Raw genomic sequence first — 14,762 nt, forward strand, 5'->3', positions numbered from 1 at the left:
TGGCGCTCGCGCTGGCCATCGCACTGCGCGAGCGCGGCGAGCCGGCCGCCGCCGCGCTGCTGCTGATCTCGCCCGTGACCGATCCGGCGCTCGGCGGCGCGACGCTGGCTTCGCGCCGCCACGACGATCCGATGATCCGTCGCGGCTGGCTCGAGCAGGGGCTGCGCTGGTATCACGGCGCCGGTTCGGTTGCGGCCCGCGGCCCGCTCGACACCGACCTGCGCGGCTTGCCGCCGATGCTCGTCCAGGCGGGCGACCAGGAGGTGCTGTTGTCGGATGCGCAGCGGCTGGCCCGTCATGCGCAGGCCTGTGGCGTGCCGTGCCGGCTGGAGATTCACACGGCGCGCTGGCATGTGTTCCATCTGCAGGCGTTTTACCTGCGGTCGGCGCGGGACGCGTTGCGGACGCTGGCGGGGTTTGCGGCGGAACGGGTGGCATTGGGATAAAGAAGAATCGAATGCGACGAGCGGCCGAGGTCCCGGCAGATATGTCTGCCTCGGCCGCTTCGAGAGCCCTGTTTCGTCTTAGTCCAAATTGACTGAAGCCACACCGCTTGCATGCCGTTCATGTCGCCCCGGTCGCGCTGACAATTCGCAACGATCTACGTCCCATCTATCTCAATAACACGACTTCCAGTACCGTTTCGACCTTATCATCAGCATCCCAAATCGATTGGACGAACTACGGGACGACAAACAGAAACGGTTCTCCGCTGCCGCTGTCCTCAGTGTCAGTCAACGCGTGCAGCCATCAATCCCAGGCCCTCCATCCTGGCGTCGGCCGTATGGCAACAGGTACCGGAAAAGGGGGGCTTCAATGATTAAGGCCGCCATCCGGGATAACGACCCGACGACAACGCGAGGCTTCGTCATCGCGATCTCTTCGACGATTTACGACAACGGAAAGCGTGTCGCATTGAGCGGAGACGAAGCGACCTGCGGAAATTGCGATGGCACTTTCGAAATTATTGGGTCCGGGGAGGGTATCTCCGAAAACGGTCGAAACGTAGTCGTCGACGGTGATCGGGTCACTTGCCCATGCAAAAGAAATCGCGTGATTGTTGGCACCAACCCAGGAATATTTCTGGAGTCGTCTGACGGCACGCCCCCTGTGGAATCGGGTGCCCTGCACCAGCACTCGACAACGCCGACGCAGACGATTCACGACGAACAGATCCGGTTGATCGACCGATTCTCGAGACAGCCTCTCGCAAACATCCGATATCGGATCACGGATTCCTCAGGTCAGCTTGTCGAAGGACGTACTGACGGACACGGACTGACACGTCGAGTCGAGACGTCCGGCCAAAACGTAATCTCCATCGAAATCAATCGAGGGCAGTAACACATATGCAAGGACAATACGGAGTCTCCGTACGACGACGGTTGGGAACCGATCGGTACTGTTTCTACCAACACGACATCGGGATCAGTCAGGGATATCGAACTAGACCTGACACCAATATGCCAAAACATGTCAAACAAGGCATTCAGAGCATCGATCGTCCGACTTCGCGACATGGCTATTCCTTTGATTCAGGATCGAATTTCTGGCCTGACACGATGGGACGATGCCGAACAATTACGTGTGCGGAAGTGGTTCGGACGAAGCGACAGTATGGCGCGCAATATACTTCGAATCGGAATGCCAAAGCTGCTGGATGTCATGCAATCGCTCAAGCCGGAAAACGTCATCAGGTGGGATCGGCAGAAACAACGGAACATCACCTGCACGGTTTTCCCGGACAACGGACACACTGATGCTGCGGTATGCAAGCCCGATTCCGACAAACGTATCATCGCGATCTATTCGCACTTCTGCATGTCCCCGCCCGCGCAACGCTGGCGCGGCTGCCAACTGCTCACGCTCATTCACGAATGCACGCATTTCACGGATGTGTTCGACTCCACCGACGAGATGTATGGCGTCTCAGTCGGGTTGAGCTTCTGGGCGCAATCCAATCCCGACAACGCCATTCGCAACGCGGACAGCCTGGCGTGCTACGTCGGCTTCGACGAATAAGGAACTCGCATGATGCGACACGTTCTCTCTGCAACCCTGTTCGCGCTTTCGATATTCGCCGCAGCACCGCTTGCATACGCCTGCACCATTTCGACAGACATGGCAGATTCGTTGCCGCTGAACTCCACCGACATCCCAAACACGGCTCGGTTGAGGATCGCTGAAATGGTTCTGGAGGCCCGCAGTTGGCCTGACGTCGACATCCGCGGAATCGTCTACGCAGGGGGTTACGTGCGGGAACGGGATCCTGCAACCCTCGCCCAGCGGCGCGCGATTGCGCTGAAAACCTACCTGATCCAGTTGGGCATCAGAGAACAGAACATCTGGGTAGATACAAGGATCATCAAACACCCTGACACCGACAACGACGGCCATCCTTCACTCAATCAAATTGCAGTAACGCTGGTCCCGATATGCGACGGAGGATGCGAGCGCTTGTGTAGCGATCCGAGCGTGACACCGACGTCCAAGGCCATTCGCTAAGCCCCTGCCCCACGGGCACCATCAACGGAGCAACCATGACTCAACCCAAAGGCGCTGTATCCCATCACGATGCGGAAATCGCCGAATTACGTGCGGACCCTGACCTTGTTGCGGCCTATGCGAGTGTCGCGACGGAATCGCTTGGCCACCCCGATAGCCACACTGCCGCCCTGCTCGCACTGAATGCAATCACGGAGGCGGTTAACCTCCCCTCATCGCCGTATCTCCCCAACTGACCTTTCCCTCACGGCCGAACCATCCACACCAGCAGCATCTCGGCCGGCGCAGCCTTCATCCCCTTCGGCGGATGCTCGATCGCCGGCTCGACCGCCAGCGCCTTCGCAATCGTCGCCGCATCGTCGATCGTCGTCGTGCGCACGGTCGTCATCAGCCGCGCCGGCCGGTGCAGCGTCTCGCGATACAGCGCGCCGTACCACAGCGGCCGCATGCCGAGCGCGTCCTGCAACACGTACGGATAACGCCACAACCGCAGCACGAGGCGGCTTTCCGGCTGGCCCGGATCGACACGCACGAACACGCGGCGCGAGCTTTCGCCATGCGTGTAGCGCGGCAGCACCGGCAGCGCATCGGCCGGCGCCTGCGGCAACAGCCACCGCAGCGCGGTGGCCGGCGACCACGGCGTCGCACGCTGCCAGCCGGCCTGCGCGAGATGCCGGTCGAGCGTGTCCGACGTCGCGCTCCATTGCAGCGGCAGATTTTCCTCGCGGTCGCCGCCGATCTCGGTGCGCCGCACCGGCACGCGCTGCCACCCGCCGCGCAGCCACTGGTCGACGGTCATCGCGACCACGTCGCCGACATGCGGGCTCGCCGCGCGGTCGAGCTGCCATTGCGCGGGAACCGTCCATACGCCGGCCGTCGCGAGCACCACGGTCACCGCGACGACCGCGCCCCTCGGCTGCACATGCTCGCGCACGCGCCAGTACGCATAGGCGCCGGCCAGCAACGCGAACCACGCCAGCCCGAGGCTCCAGCCGCCGAGCAGGCCCGACAGCCACGTGTCGCCGACATACAGCCGCGCGAAGCCGCCGAGCACGATCCACAGCACCACCGCCGTCACGACCGGGATTCGCCACCGCGCGGGCCGGTCGCGCGTCAGCACCCAGCCGAGGCCGCTGCTCGCGAGCATCGCGAACGCGGCTTCGGCATCGGGCAGCGGCACGTGCAGCGCGCCGGGCGGCAGGCTCGCGGGCGTCGCGCCAGGCACGCCCGCGCCGAACACCGGCACGAGCACGACGGCAACGCCGACTGTCACGAGCCACCACGCGGCCGTCAGCCAGCAGCGATGGATCATCAGCCAGACGAGAAACGCGGCCGCGACGATCAGCCCCGTATCGTGCCCGTGCAGCACGGCAAGCGCACGCATCGCGGCGTCCACCGGCGGCGTGCGCAGGTTCTGCAGGAACGCGTACAGCGCAATGTCCGCGTGCATCAGCGGATCGTTCGCGACGACATCCTGCACGAGGCCCGCGAACAGCCACACGCAGCCGATGAACAGCAGCGCGAGCACGGGCACCGCGCCCGGCAGGCCGCGCACGTGGGCGATCGCGTCGTGCAGCCGCGCGCCGAACCGCGGCCAGCGGCGCGCGCAGGCGTGCACACCTTCGACGAGCACGCGACGCAGCAGCGGCCAGCCGCGCCGCAGCGCGACGCGCACGCCGATCCACACGAGCGCGACCAGCGCCGCGACAACCAGCAGGATCGCGGCGACCCGCACGCTGATTGCCGCAGCCAGCACGGCCGACGCCCCGAACAGGATGCCCGGCGCGACGTGCACGGGCGCCCAGATGAGCGCCGAGATGACGTTGACCGGATAGAACGACCGGCGCGGCAGCGTCGCGCAGCCGACGACGACCGGCACGACCGCGCGCACCGGCGCAAGAAAACGCGCGAGCACGATGCTCTTCATGCCATGACGCAGCACGAACTCCTCGCCGCGCGCGTAGGCAGCCGCATAGCCGAAGCGCGCCCACGCGTTGCGGATCATCCCGCGGTAGTGCCGCCCCAGTTCGAAGCTGATCCCGTCGCCGACCACGGCACCGGCCGCCGCGACGCCGATCGTCGTCCAGCCGTCGAGCGCGCCCGCGCCGATCAGTGCACCGGCCGCGAACATCACGGCGCCGGCCGGCACGACCGTGCCGATCAGCGCGATCGCCTCGGCGCAGGCCGTCACGAACACGATCGCGAGCACGAGCAGCGGATGCGCGCCGATCGCGCCGATCCACGCGTGGATCGTGTCGCTCATTGCCCGCTCCACGGCGGGGCGCCCCGGCGTGCGGACACCGGACCGGCGATGGCAGGGGGAACGTTCATCGGAAGGTGCGCGCGGTCGCGCCGGCGTGCCAGGTCAATCGAACTCGTGCCGCCGCGCATCGGCCTCGAGCGGCGCGTCGTGGTAGCCGACCGTCGCGATCTCCTGCAGATAGCGCGCGAGAAACGCGCCGATCGATCCAGCGGCCTCGTACTGATGCACGTGGCGGAATTCGTGGGTCAGCAAACGGCGCGTGTCCTGCCCGCGCAGCACGTACACCGCATGACCGAGCGTGAGCCCGATCGTGCCCGGCGACAACAGCCCCGAGTCGCGGGCGATCGCGGCAAGCGAAGGCATCTCCGGGAACGGCATGCGGTCGACGGTCACCACGCGGATCCGCTCCGGCTGCGCGACGCCCACGGTGCGCGCGTCGTCGGCTTGCGCGAGCGTCAGCGGCGCACCCTGCGCGATCCCGCGCGCCGCCTCCGCTTCGGCCCATGCGACGGCGGCGGGCAGTGCGGACGGCAGGATATCGGCCAGATCGATCATCGCGGGGCTCCTCGGGTGGTGTCGTGGCATCGGGCACCAGTTTAGTCCCGAATCGGGACGGTTCGCGGGGCGGCTCGCGACGCGCGTCGCCGCCCTGTTCCGGCCGGCGCCATCGCCAGGGAATACCCTGATTCGCGCCCGCTCCGCCGCATACCTTTTACCCGGGATTATTTCGCTTCAGTGCGCATTCCGCGATCCGCCATCTCGAAAATTTCGCGGATGTGTACCGTTTTCCGATTCGGCGGAATATATTGGTCAGAAGAACGGCCGCGGCGACCGCCGAACCAACCGTGCGCGGCGTCATCCCGAAGAGGATCGCTAGATGATCAGGGTAATTCTGGCTGACGATCACGCAGTCATGCGGGACGGACTGCGCCACATCCTGGAAACGGCCGGCGGTTTCGAAATCGTCGGCGAGGCGAGCGACGGCTCGGCCACGCTCGCGCTGGTCGAGCGCGGCGCCGCCGACGTGCTGCTGCTCGACCTGTCGATGCCCGCGCCGACCGGCATCGAACTGATCCGGCTCGTGAAGCGCCACGCCCCGTCGCTGCGCACGCTCGTGCTGACGATGCATGCGGAGGCGCAGTACGCGGCGCGCGCGTTCAAGGCCGGCGCAACCGGCTACCTGACGAAGGACAGCGCGACCGCCGAGCTCGTGGAGGCGGTCGGCAAGGTTGCGGCGGGCGGCGTCTACGTGAGCCCGTCGGCGGCCGAAAGCCTCGCGCTCACGCTGCGCGCGCCGGCCGCGGCGCTGCCGCACGAACGGCTGTCCGCGCGCGAGCTCGACGTGATGCGCCGCATCGTCGCCGGCCAGACGGTCACGCAGATCGCAACCGAACTCGCGCTGAGCGCGAAGACGGTCAGCACCTACAAGACACGGATCCTCGAGAAGATGGCGCTGCCGCACGAAGCCGCGCTGGTCCGCTACGCGGTGCGCCACGATGAAGAGAGGTGAGATATTTCCAAGGGAGAACGCGCGATATTTCCGGTATGACGCGGGATGGAACGGGATCACACGGAACGGCGCTTGCAAACCGCTTGCGTAGGTTGAAACAGAAATATATCTCTCTGGGGCAAGGCCCGCGAGGGCCGCGTCAGGCCGAAGGCAAGGTTCGCGAGGAGACAGTGGTCAACGGTGGGACCGCGAAGCGGTTGTCCCCGCCCTTGTGGTGGGGGCAACACCGTTGTCCACTGGCGGACGCGGGATTTACGACAACACTTGCGGACCGATCCTGCGGCGCTACGTCGACGGCTGCGGAGAAGTCTGAGGGGCGCCCACCTGCCTGTCAAGGCAGCCCCTCAGGATCAGTCGGTAGAGGTGGGGCTTGCAAAAAGGTCGCGTTGGCGCGCTGCGATTTCCTCACGACGGACCGCCTTGATGATCTTGTAGATCCACTGGAGCGACACGCCGAACTTTCGCGCCAGTTCGGCATGGTTGTCGCCGCGGAATTCGTCAAAAATTTGCCGGTCGCGCTGGGACAGCCGATACGACACGCCCATTGGGAAGTAGATGTTCTGGCCGCCCCAGTGGCCGGCCATGCGGTCGGCGATCTCGCGCCCGAGCTGGTTCGCCTGGTCGGCGCCGATGTCGGCCAGTTCGATCAGGGCCTGGGCGACCTGCAGAGACAAGTCGACCAGCAGTTCCGGCCCTTTGCTTTTGAACGTTTCGTCCTTCATACGGCCTCCGTCGCCCTGTCACGCCATTTTTTGAGGTGCTCAATTACACGGGATGCCTGGGCGGAACTGAGCCATTCGAGCGCGTCGACGTGCGTCATGCGCTTTACAAAAGCCCCCAGCGCCTCCTCAGACCGGTTCTGCACGACGCCACGATCCGCCAGCTCAAGCCAAAGGCCCCGGATCATCTTCGATTGCTCGTCGTCGGCCTGACCGCGCGCGCCCTTTTTGGAACGGACTTTAAAGCCGCAGCGCTTCAGGTGTTCCAAGACCTTCTCCAGCTTTGGAATGGTCAGATCGGCGACCGATTCCTTCCTTCCAATCTGCCTCAGGACAGCACGGTAGCTGTCGTCGGCCATCGCCAAGTCACGCTTTGCGACGTGAATCAGGCGAATGAGCTTTTGCCGGGCCTGTGCCCCGCGGTCAGGTTTTGAGTACATCGATGTCGCCCAGCTCCTTCGGAGCATGAATGGTGATATCTCGTTGTGGTCCACCGTTGACCTTAATTTCTCGGGCCGCGTCATGCCCCTCACGGCGCACCAGCTCGACAACAAGACCGACAAAAGCACCGGTCAGAACGGACAGGACGTCGGAAGCCGGGGCTTCATCAAGTGCCGACTCAATAGCTGCGCCGAGTTTTTCGATTGCGCTCATTTGCTCACTCAGTTCGGTTGTTTTTGTCTCGTCGTGCGGCAGGCGGACGCCCGTTACGTCGGGCGTCTCCGTCGCAGCTCGACGATTACTTGACGGCGTCCTTCAGCCCCTTGCCGGCCTTGAACTTCGGCGCCTTCGACGCCGGAATCTTGATTTCCTCGCCAGTAGCGGGATTGCGGCCGGTGCGGGCTGCGCGTGCGCCGACGCTGAATACGCCGAATCCCGTCAGCGTCACCGTGTCGCCCTTGCGCAGCGACTTCGTGATGCCTTCGATAACGGCTTCCAGGGCGAAGCGGGAGTCGGCTTTCGTCAAGCCGGTTTCTGCTGCCACGTGATTGACCAGGTCTGCTTTGTTCATAAACGCTCCGTATGGTGGATACCGCGAGACGCTCGCGGCCAGCGAAAATGCTCGATGTCGCGATTACGCGTTCGCGATGTCGAGCGGAATCTGTACGTATTGATCCGTATCACCGACGCGCTCATAGACGCGGACGTACGACTTGCTGCCGATCACCTGCAGAGCCTCGCCGATGGCTCGCATCGCCTCCATCCAGCGCGGATCGGTAATGTCCAGTCGGCGCAGCGCGAGCACGCGCCCGGTGTTGATCTGGCCTTCCTTGTCGGTCGCAAACGCCTGCGTCACGATCGCCTGAATCTCGGGGCGGGCGTCCAGGGTCCAGTCACGAAGACACTCGTCGATCATGGATTTGGCCGCCTGCAGGCGTTCGTCGAACGCGATGCGGTCCTGGATGGCGCGCTGGATGCGATAGCGGCCGTCGAACGAGTACAGCGTGACGTTGCCCTTCTTGCCGCCAACTTTCGAACCGTATTCCTCCGCGGAAAGATCGATAAAGGCGGAGATATCACCGAAGATTCGGGCCTTCAGGTCGACGAGTCCCTTCGATCTCGCTTTGGCTTCGTCGGCCAGCTCACGCACCAGCCGATCACGTTCGCGATCGATGGGTTTGATCATGGTTTCCGGAATCAGGCAGCCTTTCGCGTCCTGCCAGTAACCGCTCGGAATCTGTTTCTGTTCCATGTGTTGCTCCTAATCGGTGGATGGTTGAAGGTTGATTAGCTCGTCCACCAGCGACGTATTTCCTTGCGGCAGAGGCAGACGAGAAAGACAATTCCCACGGCAATAACGATGGTGTCGCTCATAGCAGTCCGGGCGGTGCGGTTGTTCATCAGTCGATGCGTGCGATTTCTTCGAGACTCAGGCCGAGCAGCTCCGCGGCGCGGTCCGAGTCGATGCCGGCGTCTTCCATTTGCTCGATAAGCGTCTCGTCGCCCATGTGGTCGCGGTACTCGCCGACCACCACACCCGGCATAACGCCGGTTGTCTCCATGTACGCTCCGACGACGCGCAGGAGCGTTCCGAGTTCTTGAAACCTCGGTTTCTCGATGCTCACGACTTTTCTCCTGTTGCGGGAGCGTTGATCTGACGGGCCGAATCCTGCGCAAACTCGCGATCGAATGCCCGCAGTTTTTTCAGGCGCGCGAGCACTGCACGACGAACGGTTTTTTGAAGGTTCGGCATCTCCAACGCGGCCTCACACTTCACGCGATCAAAGTCGCGCACCATGCGGATGCGGTCGTCCGCCGTGCAGTACTCCGTTTGCACATCGCCGTAGCGCGGGCCAAGGAACGGGCTCATGCTGCTATTTCCCACGTCACTCGAACGCTCATGAAAACGACGTAGGCAAACTGACGATTGCCTTGCCGCTGGAAAGTGACGCCGCCGGCGCGCTCGCGCAGCACGTCGGACGACTTCACAAGGTACGGGCCGATCTGGATCGTCGGCCGGCCGCCGTCGAGCGGTGCGATCTGTTCCGACAGGACGCGGTATCCCATGCCGCGTAGCGCCCGCCCGCAAGCGTTCAGCAACGTGAGACGCGAGACGCACTCCGCGTCGAACACCCGCGTGCCATCAGGCAAAAGGCTGCGCGGAGCCGATAGGTTCATTTGCACGATGGCGCCCATGTCAGACTCCCTTGATCACGTCCGCGGTGACGACCGGCACGCCCAGGCCGGCGGCGAGGTTCATCGCAGCCGTCAGCAGGTTGCCGACCGCGAGCGGGTACAGCAGCGACACCGTTTCGGCGCGATCGCGCCGCGTGCTGGTCATCGTGAGCCTGGCGCGAAGCGCGTCGACGCCGCTGCCGTCGATCACGTCGCCGACCGGCTTGTCGAGACGACCGAACTTGAACCGGAGGTATTCGTCCAGGCGGGGGCCGTCGAGTGGGGCCAGCTCGACCATTTCGCATCGCTGCACGACTTCCCGGACGTCCTGGTTGCGCTCGGACAGCTTGACCTTCAGCTCCGGTTGGCCGATCAGGATGATGGACAGCAGCTTTTTAAAGCCCATCTCCAGCTCGAAGAAGCGCTTCAGGTGCTTGAGCGTAGCGATCGGCAGCGCATGAGCCTCATCGATCACGAGGCAATGTTGGTAGCCCGCCGCGTGGCTTTCCTTCAGGGCCTTATGCAGTTGCGCAAACCGGGCTTCCGGGCTGCTCTTGACCTTCTCCAGCGGAGCCACGGCGGTCATGATCGCTTCGGCGATGTGCGTCGCCTTCAGCGTCTTGCCTTTCTGGTCGTTGTCTTCCATCGCCAGCACGTAGGGCTTGATGACGATGATCGGGTGACTCTCCCGCATCACACGGTCTTCGAGGTCGCGCATGAGCGTCGTCTTTCCGCCGCCGGATTCCGCTACGACGGCCAGGAGCCCGCCGTGCTTCGCGGTCTGAAACATCGCCTCGCGCACGTAGCGGATGTCGGGACTGACGAACATGTCTTCGTGAGACTGGATGTCGTCCGCGAACGGATCGCGGAACAGGCCGAAGTGCTTACGGGTGGCTGGTGCGAGCACTTGTTTGCGCAGTAACATGGAATCCTCCTGGTTGATATCGGTATTGCTGTTCGGCTGGGAGATCGGGTGGCCCGTCGTATCCGCCAAGACATCGGTCGGGCCGCCCACCTTTTGCACTTCATCGAAAACACCTACGCCCGCGTCCGACACCCCTTTGCTCTCCAGGTAGTCGAGAATCCGCTCCCGCAGGTCGAGGTCGTCGAGGCTGCGCGGCCATACGCCGTGATTCACGATCTGGGCGACCGCCGCCTGCGACAGATTCAGGTGTTCCGCAAGTTCGGCCTGCTTGATAGAGGCGCGTTGCAGAACGCTTTTCAGGACCAACATCATTGACCTCCTGCCGCAGCGCGAACGAGCTGCAGCGGTTGCTGTTGACCCGCGCGCGGGCCGGTAAGCTCGGCGACGATCGCGTCGAGCTGTTCTTGCGGTACGCCCTCCGGATAGCGCTGTTGCAGCCAGCGGAATCGGTCAGCGCTCCAGTCGACACCGGCAGCTTCGACAGCCGCCTTTATCTGCTTTGCCGCCTCGATCAGCGAAAGCGGCGCCAGTTCGATGCGCGGCGCAACGAGGTCGTGTTCCGTGCCGCGGCGCGGCAGGTACGTCGGAAGATCGGCTTCGTCGAGGTGCTTGTACGGGTCCAGCCGGCCGCCGAACGGCAGTTCCTTCGCCTTGCGGGCTGCTTCCGCGTCCGCACGTGTGGCGGCACCCGTGACGATCTGCTCGATCTCGGCGACCGCGTGCTGCGCGGGCGTATCGGCGTGCCGACGGTAGGTTTCGCCGATCAGCGCAGCGCTTTCGGCAAAGCCGAGTTCATTGCGCACAACGACCGGCACAACGTAGTACGTCTCGTGCCCGTCCTCGCCTGTCATGACGACCTGGGCGGCATCGCCGCGCCAAGGGTTGCGCGTGATCATCAGCTTCTCGCCGACCATGACGCCCGGCACCGACGACACGTCGTATTCGTCGCCACGGAACGACACACGCAGCTTCGGTGTGACCTTGCGGCTTTCCGGCGCAGCGACGGCCAGCTCGCGGCAGACGTCGAGCGACGGGGCCTTGATCAACTGCTGGGCAGTGATCCGCATCCACACCTGACTGCGGGTCGCGCCGTGGCGGCTATGGGTCGCGGTCGCGTTGAAGTGCATCCGCCAGCGCTTGGCGAGCGCGTTCAACTCGTCGAGGCTTGTCACCGGCTGGAACTTTAGGCCCGGCTCGAACTTGCGTTCGATGATGTTCCGCGCGTTCTCCACCTGCCCGGTAGCGCGCGCGTTACCGACCTTGTGCACGACCAGCTCGATGCCTAGCGACCGACACAGGTTGCGCGTCATCGCGGCCGTGTTAGCGGAACCGGCGTCGAGCATCAGGATGCGCGGCACACCATGCAGAAGATCGGCCGCGCCGCGTTCCTGCATCGCGTTGATCAAGGTCGCGCAGAGGTTCTCGCCGGATTCGGCACCCATCACGTACTCGGTGTAAATCCAACCGCTCGCGTGGTCGGTGATTTCGTAGCTCCACACGCGATCGGCGGCGATGCGGGCGAGGTTGCGCGGCTTGTTCTTGTAGAACTCGGCGTGATCCATCACACGTAATCCGTTCGCGCGCTGATCGACGGCCGGCTTCAGGTAGTACAGAACGCACAGGCTCGCGTCGATCTGCCACACATGGTTGGGATGCTCGCTTGCCAGCTCGGTCACCGGGGCCGGCGCAAGCAATTGGTCCGGATGCACGCCGTACACTCGCAACGCACGCTGAATGGTGCTTTCCGACAGCGGCCGCAGCTCGCCCGTGGACTCGTCGAGATACTCGGCACTGATCATCCCGTTCGCCCGCAGCGTTTCTACCGCGTCGGCGACGGAATACAGGCGCTTGCCGTTCTTCCGGGTCGACTCCATGAGCAACGCGGAAATGGTCATTGCCTCGGCGCGCGTCAACGCGCTCTGGCCGGCGTCAGCACGGCGCTTGCGCTGCGGGGTCACGGTGGCTTCCTTGAGTTTGCGCATCAGGGTTGCGATGGAAAGGCCCAGCTCGCGGCAGGCAGCGTCGTAGATCGCACGTTTGTTGCCGTGACCCGCTGCACGCGCGGCGTGCGCGATGGCCACAATGCGTTCGTTCAAGACGGCACTCATCGTCGCGAGCTCCGGGTCATTGGGTGATGTGGGCGCCGTCCGCCGATGAACCGGCGGCGGTATCACGCAGCCATTCGGGGACGTCCTCGCCGTCCGCCGCCGCCTTCACATCGAACTCGCTTCGAAGCTGGTTGAGCGACAGTTGGATTTGACCGAGCACGCCGGCCATGAAGTCGTCGTGGGGCATGCTGTGCGCCTCGGTGTGTTGCACCAGTGTCTCGAACGCCGAGCGCAGATTGCCGCGAATGATCGACTCGGCCTCGAAGGCGATCGCGCTGGTCTCCTTTCGGATTTCAGCGCCTTCCTCGTCGGGGGCGACCGGCTTGACGCGTTTTTGCTTGTTCAGCTTCGCCGCGAGCTCGTCGATCTTGCTGTTCTTGTCCGACAGCAGCCGTGATTGGGCGTCGGCGTTTTCATGCGCTTCCCGGAGCGCGGCGCGCAGTTCGCGGCTAGTCATGCGGTCGATGTCATCGAGCGTCATGCCGGCGACGGTGCCACCGTCCGCGAGCGCTGCGAGATCATCGTCGTCTTCAGCGACCAATTCGAAGAGTTTGGTTTTCCCCAAAACCGACAGCGCTGTCGCTTTTGTCTGAAGCGCCGGCGACAGATACTTCACTGCTGCCTTCATCATGCGCTGAGCCGCACGCTCATGAATCCCCAGGGCGTTTTCGACGATCCCCACGAATTCCCCGTGCGGCTCATTCTCTTTCAGGAGAATCAAGCGCTTTCCCGCTTCGAGCATGGCCTCAGCCGATTGCGCCATGTAGAAACGGGCCTCGTTCACGACTCGATTGCGCTCATAAGGCAGGCCGTCGCCGAATTGCTCGGCGACTATCGCTGACCGAGCCGCTAACGCGTTTGCGGCTTCGGCCATCGCCGGCAGGCCAGGAGTCTGCTCGTCCGTCACAACAACAGCCTGCGGCTGCACATTCGAGGGTTTCCGTGCCATGTGCTGCTACTCCTTATCGAGGGGTGGCCAACCGAGTGGCCAGTTCATCAAGGCGATTCCGAGCAGCGTCGAGGCTGCGCGCGATCGCCATTGCGTGTTGTGCAAATCGAACCGAAGGCCGGATTCGCCCGGTCTCCGGGATGCGCTCGGCGAATCCCATCGCCTCCAGCGTCGCGACGTAGCGCGTGATGTTCGACGGTGACAGGCTCGTAGCCTTGGCGAGTTCGCCCGGTGTCAGTCCGTGCGCGAAATGGCCGAGCAGGACATTCAGGACTTCCAGCACCTTCTCGGCGGACTTCGTGGTTGCGTTCGCAGTCATTCGGCGGTCCCAAGGTCGAGTTCAGGCTGTACGTGCCGTTCGACATTGCCGCGATGCCACGCGAGCCCTTCCATGGCGCTCTGGATAGTCGCGATCGTTTCGTCCGCGTTGGCGGCACCTGCATAGAAATCGAGCAGTTGCCCGACAGCGGCGTTGAGCGTGCGCTGCAGGACCTGCATGTCCTCGGCCGTGGCATCGCGACCGGTCGGGATGTCGATGATCAGACGGCCGGCGCTGGCCGCCACCCAGCGGGTGACAAAATCGGCGCCGCATGCTTCTTCGAACGGCCGAACCAGCGCGATCGGCATGCGCCCCGACTGGAACCACTTATAGAGGGTCCAGTGGTCAGCGAGCCCCATGTGCTCTGCGATGCGCTCGACGCTCAAGTTGCGGCGGTCGCGCGCATGTTCCTTACAAAGCTCAAGCGCGTGCCGGAGGCTATGCGGCTGAATGCGTTTCCAGTTGCGGCGGCTCATTTGGAACCCCCGCCCGCTGCGTTGTTAAACAGGTTCCAAACAAAATCCCGTTTTGCAGCTATGCAACGGCTTTGCGACTCGTAGAATCGAAAGCAGTTAATCTTCTGGTGATAAAGTTCCATGACGGACTCGAATTTCGAAGAACTGGCGGCTCGGATCGACGCGATCGGACAGACGGTCTTGCGACTTATCGCGCAGCTCGAGGTGGACGATCGGCTTGACGGTCCGCGGTTTTCGCAGACATTGCGGCGAGTCGCGGCTGTCCGGCGTCGTGAGCCGGAGCCGGTACATGTCCGGTGCGGCGACGTGATGCAGCAGCTGACCCGGATGCTTGACGAGGCGAGAGCCCGCCGATTACGGGACCGTGGACCG

General features: G+C 63.8%; 21 protein-coding genes. 6 read left to right on the top strand and 15 right to left on the bottom strand.

The genetic code is table 11. From position 1 onward, the window contains the following. The 5 genes from G3N64_RS17635 to G3N64_RS17655 all read left to right on the top strand — a co-directional run. A partial coding sequence (locus G3N64_RS17635; protein WP_205785080.1) for an alpha/beta hydrolase fold domain-containing protein occupies nt 1-446 on the top strand: 446 nt, incomplete at its 5' end. A 370-nt stretch (nt 447-816) separates the two neighbouring features. Further along, nucleotides 817-1,344 carry a PAAR domain-containing protein gene (locus G3N64_RS17640; RefSeq protein WP_205785081.1) on the top strand — a complete coding sequence of 176 codons (528 nt, stop codon included), beginning with the start codon at nt 817-819 and terminating at the stop codon, nt 1,342-1,344. Between the two features lie 174 nt (nt 1,345-1,518). Next, nucleotides 1,519-2,022: a M35 family metallo-endopeptidase gene (locus G3N64_RS17645; protein ID WP_241021050.1), complete on the top strand. Its 504-nt coding sequence runs from the start codon at nt 1,519-1,521 to the stop codon at nt 2,020-2,022. Nucleotides 2,023-2,031: 9 nt separating this feature from the next. Continuing rightward, entirely contained in the window at nt 2,032-2,505 is a 474-nt protein-coding gene (locus G3N64_RS17650) for a hypothetical protein (protein ID WP_205785083.1), read from the top strand. A gap of 35 nt (nt 2,506-2,540) precedes the next feature. Further along, the gene (locus G3N64_RS17655; protein ID WP_205785084.1) at nt 2,541-2,741 is read left to right on the top strand and encodes a hypothetical protein; all 201 of its coding nucleotides are present in this window, start codon (nt 2,541-2,543) and stop codon (nt 2,739-2,741) included. A gap of 8 nt (nt 2,742-2,749) precedes the next feature. On the opposite strand, the gene G3N64_RS17660 is transcribed toward G3N64_RS17655, so the two are convergent. Beyond that, the gene (locus G3N64_RS17660) at nt 2,750-4,768 is read right to left on the bottom strand and encodes an LssY C-terminal domain-containing protein (protein ID WP_205785085.1); all 2,019 of its coding nucleotides are present in this window, start codon (nt 4,766-4,768) and stop codon (nt 2,750-2,752) included. Between the two features lie 102 nt (nt 4,769-4,870). Continuing rightward, a complete protein-coding gene (locus tag G3N64_RS17665) occupies nt 4,871-5,323 on the bottom strand; it encodes a hypothetical protein (RefSeq protein WP_205785086.1) in 453 nt (150 codons plus the stop codon). 322 nt (nt 5,324-5,645) lie between these two features. Between G3N64_RS17665 and G3N64_RS17670 the strand changes: the two genes are divergently transcribed. After that, nucleotides 5,646-6,278, top strand: coding sequence for a response regulator transcription factor (locus tag G3N64_RS17670; protein WP_205785087.1), 633 nt, complete (start codon nt 5,646-5,648; stop codon nt 6,276-6,278). A 350-nt stretch (nt 6,279-6,628) separates the two neighbouring features. On the opposite strand, the gene G3N64_RS17675 is transcribed toward G3N64_RS17670, so the two are convergent. The 13 genes from G3N64_RS17675 to G3N64_RS17735 form a co-directional block, all read right to left on the bottom strand. Beyond that, a complete protein-coding gene (locus G3N64_RS17675; RefSeq protein WP_006485401.1) occupies nt 6,629-7,000 on the bottom strand; it encodes a Mor transcription activator family protein in 372 nt (123 codons plus the stop codon). Continuing rightward, complete coding sequence (locus G3N64_RS17680; protein ID WP_205785088.1) at nt 6,997-7,437, bottom strand: regulatory protein GemA; 441 nt, start codon at nt 7,435-7,437, stop codon at nt 6,997-6,999. Before G3N64_RS17680 ends, G3N64_RS17675 begins: the two co-directional genes overlap by 4 nt. Further along, a complete protein-coding gene (locus G3N64_RS17685; RefSeq protein WP_205785089.1) occupies nt 7,421-7,651 on the bottom strand; it encodes a hypothetical protein in 231 nt (76 codons plus the stop codon). The genes G3N64_RS17680 and G3N64_RS17685 overlap by 17 nt, the downstream gene beginning before the upstream one ends. A gap of 85 nt (nt 7,652-7,736) precedes the next feature. Next, a complete protein-coding gene (locus tag G3N64_RS17690; RefSeq protein WP_205785090.1) occupies nt 7,737-8,009 on the bottom strand; it encodes an HU family DNA-binding protein in 273 nt (90 codons plus the stop codon). A 63-nt stretch (nt 8,010-8,072) separates the two neighbouring features. Then, entirely contained in the window at nt 8,073-8,690 is a 618-nt protein-coding gene (locus G3N64_RS17695) for a DUF3164 family protein (protein ID WP_205785091.1), read from the bottom strand. Nucleotides 8,691-8,838: 148 nt separating this feature from the next. Then, nucleotides 8,839-9,063, bottom strand: a complete 225-nt coding sequence (locus G3N64_RS17700; RefSeq protein WP_205785092.1) for a hypothetical protein — start codon at nt 9,061-9,063, stop codon at nt 8,839-8,841. Next, nucleotides 9,060-9,308: a hypothetical protein gene (locus G3N64_RS17705; RefSeq protein ID WP_205785093.1), complete on the bottom strand. Its 249-nt coding sequence runs from the start codon at nt 9,306-9,308 to the stop codon at nt 9,060-9,062. Before G3N64_RS17705 ends, G3N64_RS17700 begins: the two co-directional genes overlap by 4 nt. Next, nucleotides 9,305-9,634 carry a hypothetical protein gene (locus G3N64_RS17710; RefSeq protein WP_205785094.1) on the bottom strand — a complete coding sequence of 110 codons (330 nt, stop codon included), beginning with the start codon at nt 9,632-9,634 and terminating at the stop codon, nt 9,305-9,307. The genes G3N64_RS17705 and G3N64_RS17710 overlap by 4 nt, the downstream gene beginning before the upstream one ends. Before the next feature lies 1 nt (nt 9,635). Further along, a complete protein-coding gene (locus G3N64_RS17715) occupies nt 9,636-10,850 on the bottom strand; it encodes an AAA family ATPase (protein WP_205785095.1) in 1,215 nt (404 codons plus the stop codon). Then, entirely contained in the window at nt 10,847-12,646 is a 1,800-nt protein-coding gene (locus G3N64_RS17720; RefSeq protein WP_205785096.1) for a DDE-type integrase/transposase/recombinase, read from the bottom strand. The genes G3N64_RS17715 and G3N64_RS17720 overlap by 4 nt, the downstream gene beginning before the upstream one ends. 16 nt (nt 12,647-12,662) lie before the next feature. Beyond that, nucleotides 12,663-13,595: a DUF3102 domain-containing protein gene (locus tag G3N64_RS17725; RefSeq protein ID WP_205785097.1), complete on the bottom strand. Its 933-nt coding sequence runs from the start codon at nt 13,593-13,595 to the stop codon at nt 12,663-12,665. A 13-nt stretch (nt 13,596-13,608) separates the two neighbouring features. Next, nucleotides 13,609-13,914: a helix-turn-helix domain-containing protein gene (locus tag G3N64_RS17730; RefSeq protein WP_205785098.1), complete on the bottom strand. Its 306-nt coding sequence runs from the start codon at nt 13,912-13,914 to the stop codon at nt 13,609-13,611. Continuing rightward, the gene (locus tag G3N64_RS17735; protein WP_205785099.1) at nt 13,911-14,390 is read right to left on the bottom strand and encodes a hypothetical protein; all 480 of its coding nucleotides are present in this window, start codon (nt 14,388-14,390) and stop codon (nt 13,911-13,913) included. Before G3N64_RS17735 ends, G3N64_RS17730 begins: the two co-directional genes overlap by 4 nt. Between the last annotated feature and the right edge of the window lie 372 nt (nt 14,391-14,762).

It is taken from the genome of Burkholderia sp. Ac-20344 (genome assembly GCF_017104975.1).
In the GTDB taxonomy this organism is placed as follows: domain Bacteria; phylum Pseudomonadota; class Gammaproteobacteria; order Burkholderiales; family Burkholderiaceae; genus Burkholderia.

Bases quoted from the DNA above. Each gene is read 5' to 3' on its own strand.
- G3N64_RS17645 (WP_241021050.1), top strand. From the start codon at position 1,519: ATGGCTATTCCTTTGATTCAGGATCGAATTTCTGGCCTGACACGATGG.
- G3N64_RS17640 (WP_205785081.1), top strand. From the start codon at position 817: ATGATTAAGGCCGCCATCCGGGATAACGACCCGACGACAACGCGAGGC.
- G3N64_RS17655 (WP_205785084.1), top strand. From the start codon at position 2,541: ATGACTCAACCCAAAGGCGCTGTATCCCATCACGATGCGGAAATCGCC.
- G3N64_RS17650 (WP_205785083.1), top strand. From the start codon at position 2,032: ATGATGCGACACGTTCTCTCTGCAACCCTGTTCGCGCTTTCGATATTC.
- G3N64_RS17670 (WP_205785087.1), top strand. From the start codon at position 5,646: ATGATCAGGGTAATTCTGGCTGACGATCACGCAGTCATGCGGGACGGA.
- G3N64_RS17720 (WP_205785096.1), bottom strand. From the start codon at position 12,646: ATGAGTGCCGTCTTGAACGAACGCATTGTGGCCATCGCGCACGCCGCG.
- G3N64_RS17690 (WP_205785090.1), bottom strand. From the start codon at position 8,009: ATGAACAAAGCAGACCTGGTCAATCACGTGGCAGCAGAAACCGGCTTG.
- G3N64_RS17705 (WP_205785093.1), bottom strand. From the start codon at position 9,308: ATGAGCCCGTTCCTTGGCCCGCGCTACGGCGATGTGCAAACGGAGTAC.
- G3N64_RS17735 (WP_205785099.1), bottom strand. From the start codon at position 14,390: ATGAGCCGCCGCAACTGGAAACGCATTCAGCCGCATAGCCTCCGGCAC.
- G3N64_RS17730 (WP_205785098.1), bottom strand. From the start codon at position 13,914: ATGACTGCGAACGCAACCACGAAGTCCGCCGAGAAGGTGCTGGAAGTC.
- G3N64_RS17685 (WP_205785089.1), bottom strand. From the start codon at position 7,651: ATGAGCGCAATCGAAAAACTCGGCGCAGCTATTGAGTCGGCACTTGAT.
- G3N64_RS17710 (WP_205785094.1), bottom strand. From the start codon at position 9,634: ATGGGCGCCATCGTGCAAATGAACCTATCGGCTCCGCGCAGCCTTTTG.
- G3N64_RS17725 (WP_205785097.1), bottom strand. From the start codon at position 13,595: ATGGCACGGAAACCCTCGAATGTGCAGCCGCAGGCTGTTGTTGTGACG.
- G3N64_RS17680 (WP_205785088.1), bottom strand. From the start codon at position 7,437: ATGTACTCAAAACCTGACCGCGGGGCACAGGCCCGGCAAAAGCTCATT.
- G3N64_RS17675 (WP_006485401.1), bottom strand. From the start codon at position 7,000: ATGAAGGACGAAACGTTCAAAAGCAAAGGGCCGGAACTGCTGGTCGAC.
- G3N64_RS17715 (WP_205785095.1), bottom strand. From the start codon at position 10,850: ATGATGTTGGTCCTGAAAAGCGTTCTGCAACGCGCCTCTATCAAGCAG.
- G3N64_RS17665 (WP_205785086.1), bottom strand. From the start codon at position 5,323: ATGATCGATCTGGCCGATATCCTGCCGTCCGCACTGCCCGCCGCCGTC.
- G3N64_RS17660 (WP_205785085.1), bottom strand. From the start codon at position 4,768: ATGAGCGACACGATCCACGCGTGGATCGGCGCGATCGGCGCGCATCCG.
- G3N64_RS17695 (WP_205785091.1), bottom strand. From the start codon at position 8,690: ATGGAACAGAAACAGATTCCGAGCGGTTACTGGCAGGACGCGAAAGGC.